This window comes from Gallionella capsiferriformans ES-2, assembly GCF_000145255.1.
Classification (GTDB): Bacteria; Pseudomonadota; Gammaproteobacteria; order Burkholderiales; family Gallionellaceae; genus Gallionella; species Gallionella capsiferriformans.
On sequence record NC_014394.1, the window covers coordinates 1001502 to 1025646 of the forward strand.

The following is a 24145-nucleotide window of genomic DNA, read 5'->3' on the forward strand; positions in this document are numbered from 1 at the left end:
ATGCTCATCGCGTAATGCCTTGAGTTGATATTGGTGGCTGGCCAATCGAAATAAACAGAAGACGCGCAAGCGTCACTAAGGAATTACCAATAGCAGCACAAGAAGCATTTAATTTAACCCAACCGGGGACACTCTCCCCCTTGGGGCATGGTGTCCCTTTTTATTTCAAAAAGGAGATCACCGTGAAACAGGTTTTTCATTTTTATGCCGACCCCGGACACGGCTGGCTTGCCGTCAAGAAGCATTATCTGCATTGTTTTGGCATCGCTTCTCAAATCACGCCATACAGCTACCAACGTGGCGATACGGCCTACCTTGAAGAGGATTGCGACTTGTCGATTTTCCTGGCTGCACTCAAGGAGGCTGACATCGAAGCAGACATCAGATCGCATCACACTGATCGTCAATCCAGAATTCGCGGATATAACTCGTATCGTTGCCAAGATACGGGCATGTGCAAGATCGAAAAAGTATCCGAGGGTCTTTGGCTGGTACGCAACGAAAAAAATGAGCGTATCGGCGAGGTCTTCGGCATTAAAGGAAAATTTCAGGCGCAAACCATGACGGGTGTTTTCGTCGCAAACGGCAGAACATTGTGTCTGGCGGCGAAACTTCTGGATTCTGCTCAATACCATGTGGTCGCCATTGTCCATGATCCGCGTACCAACGAAGGCATGAAGGATGTACCGACAATGGGGTATTACAACGAGTCGCGCGACATTGCCTTGATTCAAGCAAGAAGGTGGGCGAATGATGGTTACTGGACAACGGTGTACAACACGGTGTCTGGTGAAGCTCTCTACGACTTCCCTCCGTATGGAGGCGTCCAATGAGGCACACACAAGGCCCTTGGCATAACGTCGCCAACACCGAAATCAGAGCGCGTTTCGCAAGCCAGAATGGCGATCACATCGCAACGGTCTGGGCTAACGGGGAATCAGAATCAGCAGCGAATGCAAGACTCATCGCTGCCGCACCTGATTTGCTGGAAGCACTCATCATGGCCGAGCTTTTTATACTCGGTTTTGAGGATGACGAAACGCAAAAAGGTATTTCCAACAAACTGCTTCAGATACGTGCAGCCATTTCAAAGGCCACAAAGGGAGGCCGCAATGCCAACCCTTAAAACTTTTGATGGCTACAAGCGCACAACCTTCAGCTTCAACGAAGGTTGGAAGGACGACGATGTGCATGAGTATGTCGGGAAATTCCGAATTCTCAAAATCAGGCGCATCGCTGAAATTGACACGGCTAACGGAGAAGCGGAAGGGCGTATCTATACCGTAGCAGCTCCAAAGGATGTATCCAAAGCGGACGTTATTAACGTTCTGCAAGGCGCATTCACTCGGCATTGTCGTTGCGAGCATGATTGTTGCGGACATCTGTTGATTGGCGTTTCTTCGATTCGTCGAACAAAGCGCAGAGAGTGGTTGGTTGAGGTTGCACGTCGCTATAACGTGTAACAAATAAACGCTGAGCATGAGTGGTTTTACATGCACAGCGTTCGACGAGGTTTTTTCTAAACCCTAGCGGGGACACATCCCTGCCAGGGGCTTGTGTCCCCTTTTTTTGTTTAAAAAGGAGACGCAAGTGAAACCAATGAGATTGAAAAAAATTAGCGCAGCCCTCATGTGGCTGCCGGGTTTTGAGCCGGCAGACAATATGCCTGTTGTATTGCAAGGGCCAGATGTTCCGCATCAAGAAGCTGAAATCATCCGGTTTCCCAAGTCGGTAGCTGCCGTAGTTGAAAAAATCAAGGCAGTGTGGCCGTGTCTTAATGCCGTTACCTTGTCCAGTCTATCGGGCAACGTTTCAAAATTCGACGCGAACATTGCCGCAATCGAACTCCTGCGCAAGCTGGAAGACGAAAAAAGGCAACCCACCACGGAAGAACGGGACATTCTCAACCGTTACACAGGGTGGGGCGGTATTCCGCAAGCGTTCAATGATGACCAAAAGGATCAAGCATGGGTTACTCGTGCTGCACGCATCAAGGCGCTATTGAACGAAAGCGAACACAAATCCGCTGAAGCCAGCACACCGAATGCGCACTACACCGCACCAGAAGTTATCGAAGCGATGTGGCGCATGGTGGAACGGCTGGGTTTCAAGGGTGGCCGCGTTCTTGAACCCTCTGCGGGAACTGGATACTTCCTCGGCGCGATGCCGCAAGAAATTGCCCAAAAAAGCACTGTCACAGCGATTGAACTCGATCAACTGTCGGCGCGTATCCTGAAAACTCTATACGGGGATTTTGGGGTAAACGTCATACAAGACGGGTTTGAGGCCACAAAGCTGCCAGCGGGGTTTTACGATCTGGCGATCAGCAATGTGCCATTCGGGAATTACCAAGTACCGGAATTGCGTAATGTGCCTTACGCCAATTTCCTGATTCATGACTATTTCTTTGCGAAAGCGATGGAAGTTGTCAGGCCGGGTGGGTTGGTGGTGTTCATTACGTCCTCCGGGACAATGGACAAGCATGACGATAAGGTGAGGCAGTATCTTGGCAGCAAGGCTAATTTGGTGGCCGCAGTTCGCTTACCCAATACCGCTTTCAAGAAAATCGCCAACACCGAAGTCACCACCGACATACTGGTATTGCAAAAACCGATGGAGGGACGCAGCAGTAAAAAAGGCTGGATGGAAATTATCACCCTGCCTGAATCGTCCCCGATCTACGAGCCATGCAAGGAATACTGGAGAAGGCAGTCAATCGCCTGCAACCAGTATTTTGCCGCGAACCCTCAATGGGTTATCGGCAAGCTAACGCTGACAGAAAACGGCTACAGCAAATCAACAGGGTGTGTATTCGAGGGAGACTTTGAAGAAACACTGGCTCAAAAGGTGTCCTTGTTACCGGAGAATATTTACACGGCAATTCAAAACAGCGAACAGCCGAAAGAGCTAAAACCCACACTCCTGGGGTACAACGAACAAGGTCGCCCAGGTTTTCGGGTGATTAACGGACAGGTGTATGAAACAACAGACGGGTTGGAAGCGTTGCAGTTCATCGCGCCGCAGAAGACCTTGGAACGCATCATGGGAATGTGCAGTATTCGTGATGCGGCACGCAAGATTATTCGGTCACAAGTAGAAACGGAGAATGAGGCGATTCTTGCCACTTATCGGTTGATGCTGAACATTGAGTATGACAACTTTGTTGCCCAATACGGAAATATTTCCGAGAAGGCAAACCGGAGAGCTTTCAAAAGCGATCCCGATCTGCCGTTGCTGATGTCGCTGGAACGCTGGGATGAGGAAACTCAAAGCGCCGAGAAAGCAGACATATTTACTCAGCGCACGGTGGGGGTGTTCAAACGGGTTGATCATTGCGAAACATCGCAAGATGCGTTGCTGGTTAGTCTGTCCGAGTGTGGCAGCATCGTCGAGAATCGGATTGCTGAATTGCTTGGGAAACCGAGTTGCGCAGCCATGAAGGAACTCGAAGAGAGGGGCGCAGTGTTCCTTGATCCAGAAACTGACCATTGGGAAACCAAGGACAGTTATTTGTCAGGTGATGTCCGTAAAAAACTCTCTGCCGCTAGGGTGTCGGGTGAGCGTTACTGCCGAAATGCGCAAGCGTTAGAGGCCGTGATTCCAGACGATTTAACACCCGGCGAGATCGGTGCGCGCATCGGTTCAACGTGGATACCAACCGGTGATTACGAAGCCTTCCTTGATGAAACTTTGGAGTGCAACGGAAACGCCGTGACGTTCAACCAGGCAGCCGGCGCGTGGAATATTGAAACGCACTACAGCACCAAATATTCGATACCAGCCACGCAAAAGTTTGGCACTGAACGGGTCAATGCAGCAGATCTGTTCGACCAGGCGTTGAATCAAACCGTGCCGACCGTGTATGACCCTGACAAAGTTAATCCCGACAAGCGTGTGGTCAACCAAAAGGAGACCATCGCAGCACGGGAGAAACAGCAATTGCTCAAGGATACATTTCAGGAGTGGTTGTGGAAGGATCAGGAACGGGCAACAAGATTGGCAAGACTTTACAACGACACCTTCAATTGTGTTGTGTCACGTCAGTACGATGGCCAGCATTTGGTATTGCCGGGATTCTCTCGGATATACCGTTTGCACGATCATCAGAAAAACGCGATCTGGCGTATTGTTGCAAGTCAACGTAACACCCTGCTTGCCCATGTTGTAGGGGCTGGCAAGACACTGACTTGTATCTGTGCGGGTATGGAGTTGCGTCGTTTGGGCAGAGCCAGTAAACCGATGTATGTGGTTCCAGTGCGACGTGATGTCGTGTAAGTAATTGTTTATTAGCATAAATTTGCTATATAAACCTGTCGTTTTCCCGGCAGTAGCCTAAGAGGGCAGGCGTAGCTGGTAACGGCTGGGTCTGAAGCCCCTCTGACAATGTAGCCCATTCCGAAAGGATTAAGCTGAAGCCGTGAGGTGGATGTGTAACTGCGAGCATTACGTGGTAGGGAACTAGGCTTGGAAGTATGGTGAACGTAAGTGAAGTGGTAATAAATTCCGTAACATACGATCTGCCAAAAATGCTGACAGGCAGTAACCAAAATGGTAAGGGAGTGGTCTTGAGATTTGGTACTTCTCAAGCGGAAACAAAGTCTCCCCGGAAAATAGCCACCACCTAACCTTCCAGTGTTATTTACATGGAACACGATAAGCCCGTATATCCGCCCGCAAGGGCAAGTCAACCGCAAGGAAGACTGATGGATGTGCGGGTATAGGATGCCAGAAAAAGCGAATGTCGGCCTGTAATGGGTTGAATAGGGATTGAGGCGAAAGCTAACATTATCCTACCCGAAAGGGTGCAGACTTCTGGTTGGTCTCTCTTTGCAAGAGAGTTTGAAGAACCTTTTAAATGGAGGTAAAGCAAATGACGACTATGAATCTTGTAGTTGGAGCGATCTCTAACGAGGAAGTGGATTGGCACAGTTTCGACTGGGCGAAGATTCATCAAATCGTAAAGAGGCTGCAAACGCGTATTGCAAAAGCAACACGGGAAGGAAAATACGGCAGGGTAAAAGCCTTGCAGTGGATTCTGACTCACTCGTTCAGCGGCAGAGCATTAGCTGTAAAACGAGTTACTGAAAATCAAGGCAAAAAGACACCGGGCGTGGACAAGGTTGTATGGGACACACCGGAACTAAAAGCTGAAGCTGTTATGTCACTCAAGAGAAAAGGCTATCAGCCTCAACCTTTGAGAAGGGTATTTATACCCAAAGCAAACGGAAAGATGCGTCCGCTAGGGATTCCGACGATGAAAGACAGAGCTATGCAAGCGTTGTATTTGCAAGCACTAGAACCCGTCTCGGAAACCAAAGCAGATCCAAATTCTTATGGATTTAGACCCATGAGAGCGAGCAGAGATGCGGCAGCACAATGCTTCAACTCGCTGGCGCAGAAATACGCTGCAAAATGGGTGTTAGATGCTGATATATCCGGCTGCTTCGACAACATCAACCACGACTGGCTGCTGAACAACATCCCTATGGATAAAGTAACGCTTCAGAAATGGTTGAAATCTGGCTTCAAATGGAATGGACAGTTGTTCAATACGGAGGCAGGAACGCCGCAAGGCGGAATTATTTCGCCAACGTTAGCGAACATGACTTTGGACGGAATGGCAGAAATGCTCCAGAAACGCTTCGGCGCAACGGGGAGCAGAGAAGCCGCAAAGTACAAGGTCAACCTGATTCGATATGCAGACGACCTCGTAATAACTGGTACAACGAAAGAAGTATTGGAAGAGGTGAGGGAATTGATGGCGGAATTTTTGAAGGTCAGAGGATTAACGCTGTCCGAAGAGAAAACCAAAATCGTGCATATCGAAGAGGGCTTTGACTTTCTCGGATGGAACGTGCGCAAGTACGATGGAAAATTGCTCATCAAGCCTGCGAAGAAAAACGTGCAAACGTTTATGCGTAAAGTCCGAGGGATAATCAAAGAATCCAAGACAGTGAAGCAAGAAAATCTGGTGAAAATGCTCAATCCAGTAATCAGGGGTTGGGCGAATTATCACCAGAACCAAGTGGCGAAAGAAACCTTTTCCAAGGTGGATCACGCTATTTGGAAACAGCTTTGGCAGTGGGCTTGCAGAAGACATCCCAACAAATCAGCGGCATGGGTGAAGTCGAAATACTTCATGCGTGATGGCTTGAGAAATTGGGTGTTTGGTACAACGGTTGAGGATGATAAAGGCGAAGAGAGAAATGTGAAGCTGGTGAAAGCCAGTGACACACCGATTAAACGCCACGTCAAAATCAAAGGAACAGCAAACCCTTATGACCCTGAATTTGAGACATACTTTGAAGAAAGGCTCGGCCTATCTATGAAGGAAAGTCTCAGGGGAAATAACAGGTTGAAAGTTCTGTGGTATGCACAAGACGGTTTATGTCCGAAATGCGAAGAGAAAATAACGAAAGAAACGGGATGGAATCTTCATCACGTCCTTCCAAAAGCTCAAGGCGGTGACGACAAAATGACTAACTTGGAATTGCTGCATCCGAACTGCCATAGGCAGCATCACAGCCAAGAAAGGAAGTAGTGGGCTGGCTCTGGTTAAACAGGGCTTTGCAGAGGCTTGAGCTGTATGCGGGGAAACTCGCACGTACAGTTCTTAGGGGGGGATGGTGCAGTAATGCACTGTCTCTACCCGACAACCACATGCTTCACCAGTTTGCAGCCGAGTTCCTGCGCGCGTATCCCGGTGCGAATATTCTGATTGCGTCGAAAGATGATCTTCAGGGCGACAAGCGTCGTCAGCTTCTATCTCGTATCGCTACCGGCGATTGGGACGGTGTGCTGATTACACATGCTTCATTCGAGCGTATCAAAATGAGCGATGAGTTCATGGAAGAATATATCCAGAATGAAATCGACCAGATTGAAGATGCTATGTGTACCGAAAAGCAGGATCGCGGCAATCGCATCATCAAAGAACTAGCCCGTGCGAAAAAATCATGGGAAGCAAAACTGGCGAAACTGTCAGGGGCAAATAAAAAGGATGACATTCTGTCCTTTGAACAGCTTGGTATTGATTGGCTGTTTGTAGATGAGGCGCACATGCACAAAAACTTGTGGAGATTCAGCAAGATGACACGGGTCGCCGGATTGCCTAACAGCAATTCGGAGCGGGCATTCGACATGTTCGTCAAAACTCGTCACGTCATGGAAAAACACAAGGGCAGGGCTGGCGTTGTGTTCGCAACTGGCACGCCGGTATCCAACAGCATGGCCGAGATGTGGGTGATGCAGCGATACCTGCAACCGAAGACGATGGAAGCCTACCAGGTGGGGATGTTTGACACTTGGGCGGGAAACTTTGGGGAGTCAGTAACGGCTCTGGAGCTTGCTCCAGATGGTAGGGGGTATCGGATGCACACCCGCTTTGCGCGATTCGTCAATTTACCTGAACTGATGTCTATGTTCGGCGAGGTGGCGGATATTCGCACGGCGGAGATGTTGAAATTGCCTGTGCCGACCACGCACAAGGAAACGGTCACAATCAAGCCGACAGCGGATTTGAAAGCGTTTGTCCAAACCCTTGTGGCGCGGGCAGAAGCGATCAGAAACGGCAACGTTAGTCCTTCCGTGGATAACATGTTGGCGATCACCAACGAGGGTCGCAAGGCTGCGTTGGATATGCGTTTGATTGATTCATTCGCTGAAGTCGAGGATGGCAAGGTGAACCATTGTGCCGAGAGAGTTTTCGGTATCTGGGGGGAAACCAAGCTGTTCCGTGGGACACAAGTCGTGTTTTGCGATTTGTCCACACCGCTTGAAAACGGGCGTTTCAGTGTATATCAGGCTTTGAGAGGTAATTTAGTTGAACGAGGGGTTCCAATCGAGGAAATTGCCTTCATTCACGACTACGAGAGTGACTCCGCCAAGGACGATCTGTTCAAAGCCGCGCGTGATGGGCGTATCCGCATTCTTCTGGGCAGCACGCAGAAGATGGGGGTTGGAACCAACATTCAGACTCGACTAGCCGCGTTGCATCATCTGGACGCGCCGTGGAGACCCTCGGACGTAGAACAGCGGGAAGGGCGCATTGTTCGCCAGGGCAACCTGAACGAAAGCGTGCGCATCTACCGCTATGTCACAGAAGGCTCGTTCGATGCCTACATCTGGCAAACACTTGAAACCAAGGCAAGATTCATTGCTCAGGTCATGCAAGGGGATACCGGGATGCGTAGTGCAGAGGACGTTGAATTGGCCGCGCTGTCGTATGCCGAGGTGAAAGCCTTGGCATCAGGAAATCCGCTGGTGTTGGAAAAAGCAGGTGTTGATACCGAGCTTGCCAAGCTGTCGTTGCTCCGCTCTCAATGGGATCAGCAACAATGGCGCAACAAGCAGGAGCTGGCGACGTTGCCAGGTCGTATCGAACGTGTCCAAGCCAGAATTACCGGCATTGAATCCGACATGGCTGCTCGACAAGATGTATCTGGTGGCAAATTCCTGATGGAAGTTGAAGGGAATCGCTATACAGACCGCGTTGAGGCGGGCAAGGCAATACTCCAAGCCGTGTACGGAAACAAAGCTAAACGTGATCGGAACATTGGCCAGATTGCCGGATTCCCTATTGCTGCGAAAGTGACAGTGCTTGAAGGAATGGTGCTGGTGATCCTGGGTGGTATTGAGTATCGCTGCAACCACGCGGAATCAGCACAAGGTTTTGTGCGTGTACTCGAAAATACGCTCAACCGGATGGAAATGGTACTTCAGGAAGAACTGGAGTATTTGGCCAGAACCGAAAAACGCATGGCTGATATTCATGCCGAAGCCGCAAAGCCGTTTGATAAGGCTGCGCGGTTGGAGTGGCTGAAACAACGGCAACGAGAAATCGAAGCCGAGCTTGACTTGAACAAGGGCGAAAACACCGCTGTTGAAGAAACGGCGGAAGTCGTCTAAAGTTCTTCCACCCCTTGATTGGGGTGGTTTTTTATGGCGCACTCAACGAGTACGTCACAAAAAGAGAATTCATGCTCATCGCGTAATGCCTTGAGTTGATATTGGTGGCTGGCCAATCCAAATAAACAGAAGACGAGCAATCGTCAATGAAGCACCGAAGCAATATCCAATCAACCCACACGGGGACACTTCCCCGTATGGGTTCGTGTCCCCTTTTTTTGTTAAAAAGGAGATACGAAATGACTTACCAAACCATCGCAGCACAAAGCCTCAGTACCCCCGACTTGCTGACTATGTTGGTCGGGAAAGATAAGGCTCAAGCACTTTCGCATACTTCGCTTTCCGTGTTGTTTGGAATGCGCGCCAGCCGCCAAACTACGGTTGTCTGCGAAAAGCAACCTCACTACGCTCCAGCAGCAATCATCTCAGCAGCAAAAGAGCTGGTTATGCGTGCGCTATCCGAGGACATCACACAAAACCCAATCAACCTCAATAATCCAGTTGAAGTTAAGAAATATCTGAAGTTGTTGTTGGGTGGGCGGCAGCAAGAGGTATTTGTGGTGTTGTTTCTCGACACGCAACACCGATTGATCGCCGCCGAAGAGTTATTTCACGGCACGCTGACGCAAACCAGTGTGTATCCGCGCGAGGTTGTAAAACGTGCGCTGATGCACAACGCGGCGGCAGTCCTATTGGCTCACAACCATCCTTCCGGTCTGGCCGAACCAAGTCAGGCCGATCAACTATTGACCAATGCGCTGAAACAGGCATTGGCACTGGTAGATGTGCGTGCGCTGGATCACTTCATTATTGGTGACGAAAGCGCATTGTCATTCGCCGAAAGGGGGCTGATATGAACAGTATCGCCTATGTTGGGAGTTGTCCGGTTACCAAGGGCGATTTAAAACGCTTGAAGAAAATGTCTCGACTGTCCAAGCAATTTGCCTCGCTACATTCTGGGTTATCAGACGGATGTAATTACGCGCTGTTTGAGATGCACTGCGAAAATTCCTCCGTGAATCACATTGCATGTGTCATACAGGACGTTACAAACGAGGCAGTTGATAGTCTGACAAAAGCGTTTCATTAACCACCCAACTGGGGACTTCGTTCCCCTTGGGGCGTGATGTCTCCATTTTTTTCATTAAGAGGAGATCACCATGTTTTTTGAAACGACGATAGACAAGCGCAGCAAAAAAGCGATGATTGATTTTTTGGCTGGTCATTATAGATACAACACCATGAACGGCTGGAATCACTCAACAAGCTATGCGCACTGCATAAAGGTCAATAAACTTGGCCTGACTTCCGAACAATCGAATGCGGCATACGACATGCTGCAAACAGATTTTTGGAATGAAATTGACGAACCAATTGCAGATTTCACCTCAGAAATGAGTGGGAGCTACACGATTGGAACTAACGGACGATCCAACGGCTACCTCGTTCTCTATAAAAGCGAGTATGAATTGACTGGATTCAAATCTTATTGCCGCACCTGTGGGCAACGAAACTTCAAGCTGGTGCATGATGCTGCGAAGTCAGCGGATCATGCCTTTATTGAGGCGTATGTGTTTCGCAATGGCGGGTGTTGGGTAGATGCAATTTACCTGGCAGAACCCGCCATCGCAGCAATCGAACTGTCGGATGAGGAGAAACTTTCCATGGTTCAATCAGCGAAACTTGCTTGCAAAGACGCGACAATCGGCAATAAGTGTGGTGCATGTGGCACTGAAGGCGAACATGGCCGTGTTAATTACACGCGACCACAAAAACGCTTGTCAGTGTCAGGAAAGAATGTTGACCAGAATGAAGATTTTTCTGAATGGTCGTTGCCTGAACTTCGTAATCGCGTTGAACTGGTTCGCCGGTTCGATCAAGCGTGTGACGAAATTCGGGATAATTTCATTGGGCTTATTAGCACCTGTAAGGTTGTCGAAGAGGTCGTAATGATCCCAAAGACTGTGAAGCGGATTGAATGCTGTCACGCATCTTGAAATAAGTAATTAGTCGGTTGATCCGACTCCAACCCAACTGGGGACACCTCCCCATTGGGGCATGGTGTCCCTTTTTTGTTTCATCAAAAGGAGAATGCCATGCAAGAAATATCAAATCGCCCCGATTGGGGCAAGCTGTTTTTGGACGCTCTTTCCTGCCCAGGAAAGATTTCTGAGGCGTACTCGGTATTCCATGAGTACAGCCTTGGCAATGCAATTCTTGCTGCGCTTCAATTAACAGCCAGAGGTTTGCAGCTATCGCCCATAGCCTCCTTCAATAAATGGAAGCAATTAGGGCGGTGCGTTCAAAAAGGCCAGAAGGCAATCGCTTTGGTGATGCCAGTTACCGTCAAAGCCAAGTCGAAAGACGAGGATGAACGCGGTGCAGCTAACGCAGAAGTAGATGCCAACACGCAAGCCAAGGGTTCGGGACGCACCATTTTCATCCTGAAAAATAACTGGTTTGCGTTAAGCCAGACAGAAGGCGCGGAGTATGCGCACGAAGTCGTAATTCCTGAATGGGACAAGGCGCTAGCCCTGTCTGTACTGGAAATCACGGAAGGGCACTTCAATTTAACGGATGGCAATACCCAAGGGTACGCAGTCCCGAACGAGAAGCGCCTGGCGATCAACCCGCTTGCCGCAATGCCGTGGAAGACGTTGTTTCACGAAATGGCTCACTGCCTGATGCACTCGAAAGAGGCGCAGATGGCAGACGGCAACGTGTTGCCACGAGACATCAAAGAGGCCGAGGCTGAATCGGTGGCGTATTTGTGTTGCGCAACACTTGGATTGCCGGGGTTGGATGAAAGTCGCGGCTATATTCAGGGCTGGCTGGGTTCAAAGGAGCGATCCGATGAGTTCGGCAAGAAGAGCGCGGCACGGGTGTTTTCTGCGGCTAACAAGATACTCAAAGCAGGCACGGAAGCTGTGAAAGCCGGGGAGGTGTGCGATGAGCAATGAAGTCAAAACAGAAATCATGCACGCGTTCTCCGAAGGCGTTCGTTTTTTAACGCCGACCGGATGGAAGGTTTTGTGCGATGGACATGGTGATGCCCGCTTAACGGGTGGTGTTTGGATGTACAAAGGCGACAAAGAAGAAGCACATCGAATGCAGCAAGAGCGATGGAAGGAAATCAAAGCTCGCTCTGATCGTTACTACTCCCAATGTTGGGTGTAGCAGCTAATTAACTAACCCACACGGGGACACTTCCCCGTCAGGGTTTGTGTCCCCTTAATTTTTTTAAGGAGACACAACATGCAGCAACAAAACATTTCACACATGCGTGTGAGCAACATCCGCCAGGGGAGAAATCCCCGTGCTTATTTTGATCCAGTCGAAATGGCCGAAATGGAAGCGTCAGTCTCTGCAAAGGGAGTGATTCAACCAATCTTGATTCGTCCGGTTGAAGACTGGTTTGAAATTGTTGCCGGTGAGCGTCGTTGGCGTGCAGCTAAGAATGTGCATGGTGACAATTACGAAATCCCCGTCCTTGTGAAAAACATCACCTCGGAAGAGGCCGATGAGCTGGCTCTGATTGAGAACATTCAGCGCGCCAACATGAGTCCAACCGAAGAAGCCGCAGCAGCAGCCAGAATTCTTGGTCGTTGTGAAGGTAACCGTGACGAAGCAGCCAATCGTCTGGGTTGGACACGCAAAACGCTGGATAAGCGTCTTGCGCTGATGAACTGTAGTCTGTCTGTGATGACTGCCCTGAATGAACGCAAGATCCAACTAGGTCATGCCGAATTGCTGGCGGCCACACCGAAGGATAGACAGGAGAAGGTGATTGCCAATCTGCTTTCACGGCCATCGCTTCCGACTGTCGCTATATTCAAAGCGGGTTTGGAAGAAATTTCCCAAGCGATGTCCTTAGCAATTTTCGATAAAACAGACTGTGCAAGCTGTCATCACAACAGTGGGAACCAACAAGCATTGTTTGCCGAGGCGGTATCTGCGGGGCATTGCACAAATAGCGAGTGTTTCAACAAGAAGACCGAGGACGTGTTGGAGGCCAAGAAGAAATCCCTGGCAGAAAACTATCCTTGCGTTGTCATCGTCCGCCCGGGCGAGAACAACACAGTCATCAAGTTGGTCGCAGAAGGTGCGACAGGCGTTGGTGCAGAACAAGCAGCAGCTTGCCGTAGTTGTAAGTCATACGGCGCGGCAATCAGTGCGGTACCCGGCAAAGTGGGTAACGTATATGAATCGCAATGCTTCGATTCCTCATGTCACACAAGGAAAGTCGGTGAACATTTGTTGGCGGAAAAGAAATCGGCTGAAAATCCGACGACTGTTCCAACAACGGCTAAATCGGCTAATTTGAAGGTTGTGACTGGGAAGGGGGCGGAGAAATCCACAACCACACCAAAATCTGCCATGACCTCTGTTCAGGACACTCAGCGTGTCGTGGAGTATCGGATCGGCATCTGGCGTAAGGCGTTGAAGAAAGAATTATTCGCAGATCCACATAAGAACTTGTGCGTGCTCATCGGTGTAATGATGACGCGCGGAGGGACGAATGTGTCATCTACAAAACTGGCAACCGGTTTTGAATCGCTAACATCGCAAAAGCCACCCGTCAGTAATGTCGGTGATGCGGCTGCGATGGTTGCGAATGCGAACGACACAGTGCGCGCTCAAATGCTGTCTGGGATCGTAATTTCAATCACGGACAGCATCGAGAAATCGCATCTGCCGGAAATGCTCAAATTCATGCAGGTGGATTTGGTAAAACACTGGAAACTGAACGCAGAGTTCCTTGAATTGCTCACCAAAAGCGAGATAGAGGTCATTGCGGAAGAACTCGGACTGAGGGCCGCGCTTGGCGAGAAATACGCTAAAGCAATCGGCGGCAAAAAGGACGAGATGATTAAAGCACTCTTGGCGGTCAAAGGCTTCGTTTACGAAGGCAAGATTCCAAAGGCTTTGCAGTTCACTGCTTAACAACCCAACCGGGGACACTTCCCCGCAAGGGCATGGTGTCCCTTTTTTGTTTTTCCAAAAAGGAGATTTACCATGTTTACTGTACTTCAAACTTTGCTGGCCACCTTGGCTAGCTTGACTGTCTCTCTGGCCGCAAACACGGATGGCACCATTACGGTGACTGTCATCCCGAAAGGTGGCAAAGAAGGCAACATTCTCGATACACCGCTGACACTCACCGGCACTGCCGCTGAGTTGGATGAGGGATTCGCTGGCATCTTGACCAGCTATGCGAACAAGCGTCAAAACTTGTCCGAGCAACTAGCTGCGACAGAAGCGATTCTGGAAGCTGCACAAAAGGAAGCTGCTGACAAAGCGAAGAAGTCCATCGCCAAGCCGGCCAATAAAACATCCGCACCGATCACTGATGAGGAAGCAGGTTCGGGTGACGAGGACGATGATGATGAAGGGGGCGCAAGCTGCACCGCGCCCACATCACCGATTTCTACAGAAGCTTGCACACCTGCGGCGGCACCAGATGCCAAAGCCTTGTGGGATTAAGGGGAGGATGACGAAATGGCTATCCAAACTACAACCCTGACTCGCTCATTTTCGTATGGCGGCATGACGCTTCCTGATCCTGGGAAAAGTTTGTCGCTTGAAGACGTCCGCGATGTTTATGCAGCCGCTTACCCTGAACTGGTCTCTGCTTCCATTGAGGGGCCGGAAAAGAGGGGCGACAACCTGATCTACACGTTCAAAAAGGGCGTGGGAACGAAGGGGTAAATCATGGAGTCATCAGTGAGAGCAAGGTTAAAAGCCTTATCAAAGGGTGACTCCCCAATCAGGCGGGCAGGGCTAGTGATAGTCCCGCCTGCTTCTCAAGAGGAGCAAGCATGCGTAATAGCATTGGTTCAACTCGTGCATTCGTCAAAAAATGCACGAAAGGAAGACCTGTTGCTGCCTCCTCCGGGGGCGTTGCCACTTGTTTTCTGACGCTGCCCTTCATTTCTCAGAACGTACCATTTCGCTCGGTGCATGAAGAGAATGACAGGAAATGGTTGCAGGCTGCCAAGTTGTGTGCCGAGCTGGTTGGGGATGATGAACTTGTTATCAACAGCAAAACGACAGCGCGCGACATCATCAGTCAATCATTATCTGTATGGGCTTCCAGGCACTGCGCAGATATTCAGGTGTTGGACAGCTTCGAGCTTCTGGCTGCGCTGGATCATGATGCGTTCGATCTGGACTACGAACAGAAGCCTGAAAAGGATCTTCTGTTAATCGGAATTCAGTCACAGCAAGCAACGCCATACATCAACGTCAAAGCGAAAGTCGAGAGGTTGGAAGCGGAGTATCCGGGGCTCGGTCGAACTGCGATCAATTATGCAGAGTTGGCCGGATACCGGACGTTCACGGCGTTTACGCCGCAAGTGGCATTTCATCACGCCTCATACCTGTATTGGTATGGGACGGACAGTGATGAAGATTTCGAGCAAGAGCGGGGCGCGTTTGGTGATGAGGACGAGATTGATGAAGGCAGCTTGATGCCCAGTCAGTTTTTAGCTTCATTTCCAGACTACCTCTTAAATGGAGAAGTATTGGAACGCGATGTGATTCAACGCATCGCGTCCGGCACGGACGAAGCGGGTGAAACGGCTAAGGTCATCTTGTCCATCATGGACTTGATAGACCAGGATGTCAGATTGCCTTATTCCAACAACTACTGCGGTGAGTCTGCCTTTTTCTCCTGTTATATGGGAGCCGGGGACGACATGCTTGGACGTGTGCTGGATGATTTTTATCAAAGCACCGGCGATGGCGAATACACCGACATGTACGGAATTGCAGAAGTCAAACTCGACAAGCGGTCATTTCTGAAATGGAAAACCGAAATGGAGAAAGGCTTTGCGCTCTACACACAACTGGATCGCCTGATGCGTTGCATCGGCGATGTTCAATAGGAGGAAGACATCATGCAAGTTCCAGCAGCATGTATATCAAGCACACAGAAGGTGTACGAGATGTCCAGTGCGATCTTGTTGTACAGGGAACGCCACGGACAGACCGTATTTGCTTCGGTGCATGACGTGAAAGTAAGCAAAGAGGGCGCTGCAACCATCGAAGCGGGCACGCCGGTTTCCAAGACTGGCCTCATGAAGATGATGCAAACGCTCGTGCCGGAGGATTGCGCGCCGGCACAGTTGTTGGGGGATCACATCCTTGCCAAAGGGAGCGACCACCTCGCGTGGTATTGCAAACCTCAAAAGCGACAGGTGTGGTTCAAAAACGATGAGCTTGGGCAAGATGTAAGCGCAACAACCGATCATCCAGGGCTGGTGTTCATCATTGGCAAGGGGCATTGGTATGTGTTCGCCGTAAAAGGCAACGAGCGCCCAACATCGGGCACACCACTTTTTGTTTCTCCATATCTCAACGTATGGAAGGGTGGGCATATCTGTACCGGGAATATCGAAACGCCGAAAGGCGCGATGAAGTTCAGTACGGAGGCGTGGGAAGAAGCGTTTTTCAGGAGCTACTTCACCCATCCTAACCAGCATGAAAAAGGTGCGCTGACCAAGTATCGCGGCGGGATATTCGCTCTCTGGCGTGCGTTGATGAAAGGTCGAGCATTTCCGACTAAATCATTGGTGTCGTCAGGCGAGACGCTTGGTCAGGTATTTGAAAGGACGGTGAAGCGTGGATAGCCGTGATGTTGCGCTGCAAAGCGTGATGCCCACGGTGATGGTGCCACGCTACGCTGAACTGGAAGAACTGGACACGCCGGGCAATCGAATTTTGATGGCCGAAAACGGTGTCTGGCTGGAAGTTTGCCACGCGTGGCTGTATGCGCGCATTCCGGTTTCACTCCCTTTGCGCATCCCGGTTCCATACGGGGTGATTTACGAGGAGTTGCGATTCGGTTTTGGCAAACTGCCCAAGGCGATGGTCGCTCAGTTCATCGAGCAAGCCAGAGTTCGTAGTCCAAATGAGTGTGCGGCATGGGGTGTCTGGAATCAACGGACGGACTCGTGGAAGCTGCTGATGCTCGAAGAGCGTTCAGTCGGAACCGATCATATCGAAGTCAACCTGCCCACACTGGAGGAGGGCGAACATAGGGTGATGGATCTGCACTCACATGGACTGCACGATGCTTTCTTTTCCAGGGAAGACAACCAGGATGACCGAGGCGAGACAAAAATCGCCGGAGTCATTGGAAATTTAGATAAGCCAGAGGTGACAGCATCTTTTCGCCTCTGTGCGAACGGGGTGTTTCTGCCGCTTCCATTTGAAAGCCCGTAAGGGCGGAAAGGAAACACATGATCCATAACATAGATTCACGCCTGCTCACGCGGGCAGTAAAGGTGGTGTTGGTCGGAGCGGGTGGTACTGGCTCGCACGTCTTGCGACGGCTGGCCAACATTCACCTCGCTATGGTCGAGCTAGGGCATCCGGCAGGTTTGGATGTCATTGTTATCGATCCAGACACGGTGTCTAAAACCAACGTGGGGCGGCAGAATTTCTGGCCCTCCGATGTCGGGCAGTCGAAGGCTGAAATACTGGTCAACCGCTGCAATATGTTGATGCAAACGGGATGGGTAGCTGAAGCCGCGAAAGTCACTGACGATACGCAGTTTTCCAATCCGGACATCGTGATCGGTTGCGTCGATAACAGGAAGGGCAGGGCTGGGATACTCAAGGCGCTCAAACGCAGTGTGTATTCATCAGCCTACTACCTGGATATTGGCAATCGTGAGCATGATGGACAGGTGGTATTGGGCGAGGTCTTCGGGGCGAGCTGCAAACGGGAAAATCGTTTGCCTCACGTTGCCGACCTCTATCCAGACATTATTGATGGGTCGCGAGACGATACGGACGATACGCCCAGTTGCAGTTTGGCTGAGGCGTTGGAAAAGCAGTCCTTGTTCATCAACGACACGATGGCGAATGCGGCATGCAATTTGTTGTGGGAACTGTTCCGTTACGGGCAGCTCACGCATCACGGCCAATTCGTCAATATCAGGTCAGGGCGTGTAACGCCGCTGGCAATTGACCCCGAAACGTGGAAACGTTTTGGGTTTGAAGCAAAGCTCAAACCAAAGCGGTGCAGTAAGGTCGCAGAGGTGAGGGTGGCGCAGGACAGGTAGCAACGAGTCCCATCCTCGATTTTGAGGATAGGGTCACGATGAATCCCCTTGTTGGTTAATAGCCAAGAGGGGGCTTCACCAAGTTTTTTGCAGACTTGGTGAAGCCTCTTTTTGGCTTCCTTATCAATTAACCCAAGGAGATCATTATGTTAGTCGTATTTTTGGCTTGCTGCATCACCGGTTACACCCTTAGTCGTCCAATCATTCGGATGCTTGGTCTGTAAGGAGATTCATCATGTCGCTATCTGTCGAAATAAAAGTATTTTTTGAAAAAGTGGCCAGCAAATTTTAGTCTGGCCTGTGACGTGTACCATGTTTTTTTGACTGGCAAAGAAGTAACGCCAGATGTGCGAAACAAGGTGCCGCAAGCGCTGCGTCTTGCAGCCTGATCGTAGGTCGCAGTGTCAATAATTCAAAACCAGCGCATTTGTTGTTGCGCTGGTTTTTTTTGCACTTTTTATGCCGATTCCAACGAACTCCGCCACCCACTACGAAACCAAACACACCATCTGTTACGAATACAAACCTGCCACTGAATTCAACTGAAAACAGCTACCTGAAGTATTACAAGTAGTGTCGTTATGTGAACGACCGTTAACTGATAGAGGTCAGATTGTGCAGTGATTGGCATCCATCAAGCGAGACGGAACGGCCATTCGCCGGAGGCTTTGTGACCGTCTAATCGGCCTAAGCGGAAGTATTCAGGTTCTATCGTCAGCGTCCATACATGGACGCCCACTTTTGCCAAGCTTTCAATCGATGATTTTGAGAAGGTAAAGATTGCAGCCATACATCCGGATTTTTAATGAGGCAATCGCCTCTATCCCTGATGGAATACGCTGAGTAGCTCCTGATCACTATAGCGTGCTTCACGCACTGTGGACCTCGTAGGTTTTGCCACTCACGGTCTGACCAGTCTCGCCATCACTTCATGATTGCCTATGCAATCGGTGGTATTGCTCCTTCAACTCGTTAAAATTGGTTTTACTCAACCGCCTCGATCACATTCCGACAGCGACAGCTGCCGGGGTGTAATCGGGACGGAATATTCGATCATGGGCCAAGAGCGCCCACACGATCCGTGCATTCTTGTTCGCCAGGGCTACCGCCGCTACGTTCTTGTTGCGCCTGGCCATCAACTTTCTCAACCAGCTCTCCGACTCTGCCTTGTTCTCGGCAAAGCGGATCACCGCTCGCGCACCGTGAATCATCAAGGTGCGCAGGTAAGTGTCGCCACGCTTGCTGATGCCCAACAGATTCTGCTTGCCACCACTGGAGTGCTGCCGGGGCACCAATCCCATCCAAGCAGCCAGCTGACGACCATTCTTGAATTCTCGTGCTTCGCCCACGGTCGCCACGATCGCACTCGCCGTGATCGGCCCCAGCCCCGGAATTTCTGCCAGCTTGCGGCTCGCTGCATTCTCGCGGTGCCACAACTGTATTTGCGCTTCCAGTTCTTTGGCCTGACGATCCATCTCCTTCAGGTTCTCCGTCAGCCGTTCGAGCAAATTGCGCATGGTGCCAGGCAATCCGTTCTCGCCATCTTCCAGAATCTCCGGTATCTGCTTCATGATCGAGCGGATGCCCTGCGGGATGATGATCCCGAATTCCGAGAGCAGGCCTCGTATCTGGTTACCCTGCGCCGTTCTGGCTTTCACGAATCCCTGCCGTGCCCGGTGCACCGACAGAATCGCCTGTTGTTCTACCGTCTTCATGGCTACAAAGCGCATGTTCGGTCTGCTGACTGCTTCACAGATCGCTTCCGCATCGGCCATATCGTTCTTATTGGTTTTGACATAGGGTTTGACGAATTGCGGTGCCATCAACTTGACCGTGTGCCCGTATCCTTCCAGCTTCCTCGCCCAGTGATGCGCACTGCCACAAGCTTCCATGCCGATCAAACACGGTTCCAGGTTGGCAAAGTAAACTGACATCTCGGCACGCTTCAGTTGCTTGCGTATCGCTACCTTGCCGCGCTCATCCACACCGTGAATTTGAAAAACCAACTTTGCCAAATCAATGCCAATTGTCGTAATCTTCATTTCGGATGCCCCTTTCTAATTTAGTGGTAAGTAAAGCCACCACCACTTTGGCACTTCGATGCCGGTTTAGGAAGTGGGCGTCCATTCCATTATATATGGCGGATAGCAGACGAAGGTTTCTAGTCAATCAGGGGTGATTCAAGCTTTTACTTCGCCCAGCATAAAGTGGGAACACTATTTACTCGTCAACGAAGTAACAAATTTTCGAATGATGCAGAGAAAAGGCCTTGCTTTGTGATAACATTTCGATACGAGTAACAAAATTTCGAGGTCGCATGATTCCCGTCGGATACGCCTACCTAATCCAACTGCTTGGTCTACAGGTTCGCCAGCTCGAACGCCCAGCCGCGATTACCGGTGCTGTCAACAAGCGAATTGACTCAGCGACGCGAGTACTCTTCCCTCGCGGTGTTGCCATTGATGACAGTATCACCGGTCATCTTGAGTTCGCGCTACGGCACGAGGGTGTCAACCTGGAAGTAATTGATGCCGTGTTCGAGCATCTTGCTCCGAACGAGCTGGTAGAACGGCTCGCGGCCACGCCAACCGGTGCACACATCCGGCGCATCTGTTTCCTGTGGGAATGGCTGACGGGTCAATCCCTGCCAGTCGACGCAGTATCGACGGGTGGCTACGTCGACCTATTTCCTGCCGATCATTATGTTGTGGCCGATGAGCCTGTGAACAGTCCCAAGTTCAGGGTGCGGGACAACGCCCTGGGTACGCGCGACTTCTGTCCGACCGTGCAACTCGCATCCGTACCGACTACCCCACCATTCGCAGACCTGCTTGCCGAAGCTGACCGTGCCTTGGCATCGGTCACTGACCCTGCACTGTACGAACGCGCGCTGAGCTACCTTTACCTGTCTGAGACCAGGAGCAACTTCGCCATTGAGCGGGAAACTCCTAACGCCGATAAGCAGGAGCGCTTCGTACAGCTTCTGCAGCACGCCAGCGATACCGAACTCGTCACTGAAGATTGGCTGGTTGAACTGCAAAACCTTGTGGTTCGCGATGTATATAGCCAGGAAGCCTCATATCGAACCCGGCAGAACTGGCTCGAAGATAGCACGGGGCGCGTAACGTTTTTTCCGCCGGCACCGGATGACATGCGGATAGCCATGAAGGGATTGGAAGCTTTCATCAACGGGACCCGTTGCCGGAACCCGCTACTAAAAGCGGCTGCGAGTGGCTTTGGCTTCGTGTACCTGCATCCATTCATGGATGGCAACGGCAGGCTGCACCGCTTCCTGATACACCATGCCCTGGCCCGAGCACACGCAAGAGAGAACGGGGTTGTAGTGCCGGTGTCTGCTGTGATGCTCAAGAACATTCCGGACTACCTCTCCGTGCTGTCTGGCTTCTCCAAACCAGTCACGCGTCTGTGGAGCTATACACGCGGCGACATCACTCCAATCGTCACGGAAGCGGCGAATGGCCGGAGCTACCGCTACATCAACTTCGATCGCGAGGTGACATTCCTCCATACCATGATCCAGAAAGCAGTGCAGGAGGAAATCCCGCGTGAGCTGGCGTGGCTCGTCGGCTATGACATTGCTTTTCAGCAGATTGAGGCCCAATTCGACCTGCCGAACAAGGACATCTCAGCCCTTATTCGCATGATTCAGTCCAATCAGGGCAAACTCTCGGAGAACAGGCGCAAGCAGTTCTTTCACCTGCCTAACGATGTTCTTGACTGTATCGAAGCTATAACTCGGGATGCATTTGGCAGCGAGACTGAGCATAACGATAATTTGATGGTCTAGCGTCTGATCGACACTTTTGTAACGAAATTTCGAACGCTGGTAGGCTTTTTCGAGTCAGGCAGCTCAGGCGCAGTAATCCTCACAATATTTCGAAGTGTCCAACAGGTCCGGCGACCTTTGCGGAAGAGATAGAATTTGAGTCGCCCCGAGTCACTAGACACCTTAGTCTGCAATCCCCCGTATAGTGGATGCTGTTTGACAGCCAACCATTCAAAACCAGCGCATTTGTTGTTGCGCTGGCTTTTTCGATCAACCGCGTATTAAACCCGCCCCCCAAATACTCCAGCTGTTTAAATCGAAACCGGCCAATTTTTCCAAAAAACACCAAGCACAGACTGTAAATATTGTTTACAAGCGCCACTATGTAAATGTAATATACAAATACAGGGCTGTAAATTATCTTTGCAGCCCCCGATTTGTATTTTTGCAAAGTTCATAACGGAGGAAAAAGTGAACTATTCCATTAAGCCCCTCAGCCAGCTGCCCTTAATGCTCAAGGGGTTTCGCAAGGCGCGAGGGCTCACTCAGGCTGTCATGGCCGAAAAGTTGGGAATCACTCAGCAAAGTTATGCCTACTTTGAAGCCAATGCGGCGACAGCCACGCTTGACAGGCTTTTTATGGTGCTGCGCATATTGGGTGTTGAAATCTCTCTAGATCAGGCCGCTTCCGTTACGAGCAAGAGTTTCCCCCCACCTGTTGCCGTCGGCGAGAATATTCCTGCTTATAAACCCTCGAATCAGAAGATCGGCCAAACAGCCAGCGCAGAAACGATTCAGAAAAAGAAACCGTCAGCGGCTATAAAACCGGAGCGCATTATTTCCATCACACAGGAAAATTGGTAATCATGGGACGCCGCTCAACGACAAAAAAGTTGAACGTCTGGATGAACGGCATCCCGGTAGGATATTGGGAGACCACCCGACAAGGCGAACGACTGCGCTACTTCGATGATTGGCTAACGGATGAGCAAGCCCGCCCTTTATCGTTATCGCTGCCCTTCCTGCCGGGCAATGCGCCTTACAAGGGGCAGATCGTTACTGACTATTTCGACAATCTCTTACCCGACAACGACGCCATTCGCCGTCGCTTGGCTATGCGTCATCAAACAGGTGGCATTGATCCCTTCCAATTGCTGGCGAAGCTAGGCCGTGACTGCGTTGGCGCAATACAACTTCTTCCCGAAGAGGAGACACCGTCGGATGTGTATGAAATCAGGGGCGAGGTGTTGAACACAGCGCGGATTGCTCAACGACTACGCAATACCACGTCGGCTCAAGCCTTGGGGCAACATGATCACGACGAGGACCTGAGGCTTTCCATCGCGGGCGCGCAGGAAAAAACCGCCTTGTTGCGCCATAAGGGGCAATGGTGCCGGCCTCATGGAAGTACCCCGACAACGCACATTTTCAAACTGCCCTTAGGTCTGATCGGCCATATGCAGGCCGATATGCGCACCTCGGTTGAAAACGAATGGCTGTGCTCGAAAATTGTGAGTGCCTACGGAATTCCCATAACGCGGTGCGAAATTGAACACTTCGAGGAGCAGAAAACGCTTGTTGTCGAGCGATTCGACCGAACACCATCCAGCGATGGAAGTTGGATTATCCGTCTTCCGCAGGAAGATATGTGTCAGGCAACGGGCGCGTCACCGCTACGCAAATACCAGTCAGACGGCGGACCTGGCATCGCTCAGATCATGGAGCTGCTGCTCGGATCTGACCATGCCGAACAGGACCGCAGGAACTTCTTCAAGACTCAGCTCATTTTTTGGGTGCTTGCCGCCACTGATGGCCACGGAAAAAACTTCAGCATTGCTCATCTGGCAAGGGGCCGCTACCGCGCCACACCCATCTATGACGTACTTTCTGCTCATCCCGTCATAGGAAAAGGAAAGAATCAAATCCCGCCGCAGAAAGCCGAACTCGCCATGGCGGTGCGGGGAAGTACTAATTACTACCTGATCGAGAAAATCCAGCGTCGGCACTGGATTGCCCAGGCGCAACAAGTCGGGTTTGGTGCTGCTGCGGCAGAACAATTGATTGAAGAAATCATTGAGTCAACAGAGGCTGTGATTGCTGACGTGAGCAGACTGTTGCCCGGCAACTTTCCTAAGGATCTCGCAGAGGCGATTTTCAGTGGAATGAAAAAGCATTGCATCAAGTTGGCTACTGTTCGCGGTTGACACACACCTGATACAGAAACCAGCAATTTAATCATTACGTGAATACCCGTTGCAGAAGTTGAGCTTGATACTATGTGACGTGCTGTTGCTTTATCCGTATTGAGCCACGCAAAGCCAAGTATCATTCCTGATAACTCCTATTATCAGGAATGATACTTTTTGCGTTTAAGTCGGCA

The 24145-nt window shown here is 50.6% G+C and carries 20 protein-coding genes and 1 pseudogene; 20 read left to right on the forward strand and 1 reads right to left on the reverse strand.

All coding sequences use genetic code 11. From position 1 onward, the window contains the following. Window positions 1-182 precede the first annotated feature (182 nt). The 17 genes and pseudogenes from GALF_RS04760 (at window position 183) to GALF_RS04840 (ending at window position 17978) form a co-directional block, all read left to right on the forward strand. Entirely contained in the window at window positions 183-833 is a 651-nt protein-coding gene (locus GALF_RS04760; protein ID WP_013292926.1) for a hypothetical protein, read from the forward strand. After that, complete coding sequence (locus GALF_RS14850; RefSeq protein WP_013292927.1) at window positions 830-1126, forward strand: hypothetical protein; 297 nt, start codon at window positions 830-832, stop codon at window positions 1124-1126. The genes GALF_RS04760 and GALF_RS14850 overlap by 4 nt, the downstream gene beginning before the upstream one ends. Then, a complete protein-coding gene (locus GALF_RS04770) occupies window positions 1113-1463 on the forward strand; it encodes a hypothetical protein (RefSeq protein ID WP_013292928.1) in 351 nt (116 codons plus the stop codon). Before GALF_RS14850 ends, GALF_RS04770 begins: the two co-directional genes overlap by 14 nt. A 127-nt stretch (window positions 1464-1590) precedes the next feature. Then, window positions 1591-4275, forward strand: a complete 2685-nt coding sequence (locus GALF_RS04775; protein ID WP_150102570.1) for a hypothetical protein — start codon at window positions 1591-1593, stop codon at window positions 4273-4275. 595 nt (window positions 4276-4870) lie between these two features. Next, on the forward strand, window positions 4871-6541 hold the full coding sequence (gene ltrA / locus GALF_RS04780) for a group II intron reverse transcriptase/maturase (RefSeq protein ID WP_013292929.1): 1671 nt from the start codon (window positions 4871-4873) through the stop codon (window positions 6539-6541). Window positions 6542-6660: 119 nt separating this feature from the next. Next, window positions 6661-8907 (forward strand): helicase-related protein, encoded by a 2247-nt coding sequence (locus tag GALF_RS04785; protein ID WP_050752452.1) that lies wholly within the window; start codon window positions 6661-6663, stop codon window positions 8905-8907. A gap of 398 nt (window positions 8908-9305) precedes the next feature. Next, window positions 9306-9764: pseudogene (radC, locus tag GALF_RS15850) on the forward strand (RadC family protein); the annotation flags it as partial. Window positions 9765-10067: 303 nt separating this feature from the next. Beyond that, a complete protein-coding gene (locus tag GALF_RS04795; RefSeq protein ID WP_013292932.1) occupies window positions 10068-10904 on the forward strand; it encodes a hypothetical protein in 837 nt (278 codons plus the stop codon). A 99-nt stretch (window positions 10905-11003) separates the two neighbouring features. Continuing rightward, on the forward strand, window positions 11004-11867 hold the full coding sequence (locus GALF_RS04800; protein WP_150102572.1) for an ArdC-like ssDNA-binding domain-containing protein: 864 nt from the start codon (window positions 11004-11006) through the stop codon (window positions 11865-11867). After that, window positions 11857-12084: a hypothetical protein gene (locus tag GALF_RS04805; protein WP_013292934.1), complete on the forward strand. Its 228-nt coding sequence runs from the start codon at window positions 11857-11859 to the stop codon at window positions 12082-12084. Before GALF_RS04800 ends, GALF_RS04805 begins: the two co-directional genes overlap by 11 nt. Window positions 12085-12162: 78 nt before the next feature. Continuing rightward, window positions 12163-13851 (forward strand): PRTRC system ParB family protein, encoded by a 1689-nt coding sequence (locus tag GALF_RS04810; RefSeq protein WP_013292935.1) that lies wholly within the window; start codon window positions 12163-12165, stop codon window positions 13849-13851. A gap of 72 nt (window positions 13852-13923) precedes the next feature. Beyond that, window positions 13924-14391, forward strand: a complete 468-nt coding sequence (locus tag GALF_RS04815) for a PRTRC system protein E (protein ID WP_013292936.1) — start codon at window positions 13924-13926, stop codon at window positions 14389-14391. Between the two features lie 15 nt (window positions 14392-14406). Beyond that, the gene (locus tag GALF_RS04820; protein WP_013292937.1) at window positions 14407-14616 is read left to right on the forward strand and encodes a PRTRC system protein C; all 210 of its coding nucleotides are present in this window, start codon (window positions 14407-14409) and stop codon (window positions 14614-14616) included. A gap of 110 nt (window positions 14617-14726) precedes the next feature. Then, window positions 14727-15794 carry a PRTRC system protein F gene (locus tag GALF_RS04825; protein WP_013292938.1) on the forward strand — a complete coding sequence of 356 codons (1068 nt, stop codon included), beginning with the start codon at window positions 14727-14729 and terminating at the stop codon, window positions 15792-15794. A gap of 60 nt (window positions 15795-15854) precedes the next feature. Beyond that, a complete protein-coding gene (locus GALF_RS04830) occupies window positions 15855-16538 on the forward strand; it encodes a PRTRC system protein B (protein ID WP_190274098.1) in 684 nt (227 codons plus the stop codon). Then, entirely contained in the window at window positions 16531-17133 is a 603-nt protein-coding gene (locus GALF_RS04835; RefSeq protein WP_013292940.1) for a PRTRC system protein A, read from the forward strand. The genes GALF_RS04830 and GALF_RS04835 overlap by 8 nt, the downstream gene beginning before the upstream one ends. A 17-nt stretch (window positions 17134-17150) precedes the next feature. After that, a complete protein-coding gene (locus tag GALF_RS04840) occupies window positions 17151-17978 on the forward strand; it encodes a PRTRC system ThiF family protein (protein ID WP_013292941.1) in 828 nt (275 codons plus the stop codon). Window positions 17979-18979: 1001 nt separating this feature from the next. On the opposite strand, the gene GALF_RS04845 is transcribed toward GALF_RS04840, so the two are convergent. Continuing rightward, entirely contained in the window at window positions 18980-20020 is a 1041-nt protein-coding gene (locus tag GALF_RS04845) for an IS110 family RNA-guided transposase (RefSeq protein ID WP_013292942.1), read from the reverse strand. A gap of 275 nt (window positions 20021-20295) precedes the next feature. Here GALF_RS04845 and GALF_RS04850 point away from each other — a divergent pair, with 275 nt between their 5' ends. From GALF_RS04850 to GALF_RS04860, 3 genes are all read left to right on the forward strand, one after another. Continuing rightward, entirely contained in the window at window positions 20296-21786 is a 1491-nt protein-coding gene (locus GALF_RS04850) for a Fic family protein (RefSeq protein ID WP_013292943.1), read from the forward strand. A gap of 402 nt (window positions 21787-22188) precedes the next feature. Then, the gene (locus tag GALF_RS04855) at window positions 22189-22629 is read left to right on the forward strand and encodes a helix-turn-helix domain-containing protein (RefSeq protein ID WP_223293733.1); all 441 of its coding nucleotides are present in this window, start codon (window positions 22189-22191) and stop codon (window positions 22627-22629) included. A gap of 2 nt (window positions 22630-22631) precedes the next feature. Further along, window positions 22632-23969 (forward strand): type II toxin-antitoxin system HipA family toxin, encoded by a 1338-nt coding sequence (locus tag GALF_RS04860; RefSeq protein ID WP_013292945.1) that lies wholly within the window; start codon window positions 22632-22634, stop codon window positions 23967-23969. The last annotated feature ends 176 nt before the right edge of the window (window positions 23970-24145 follow it).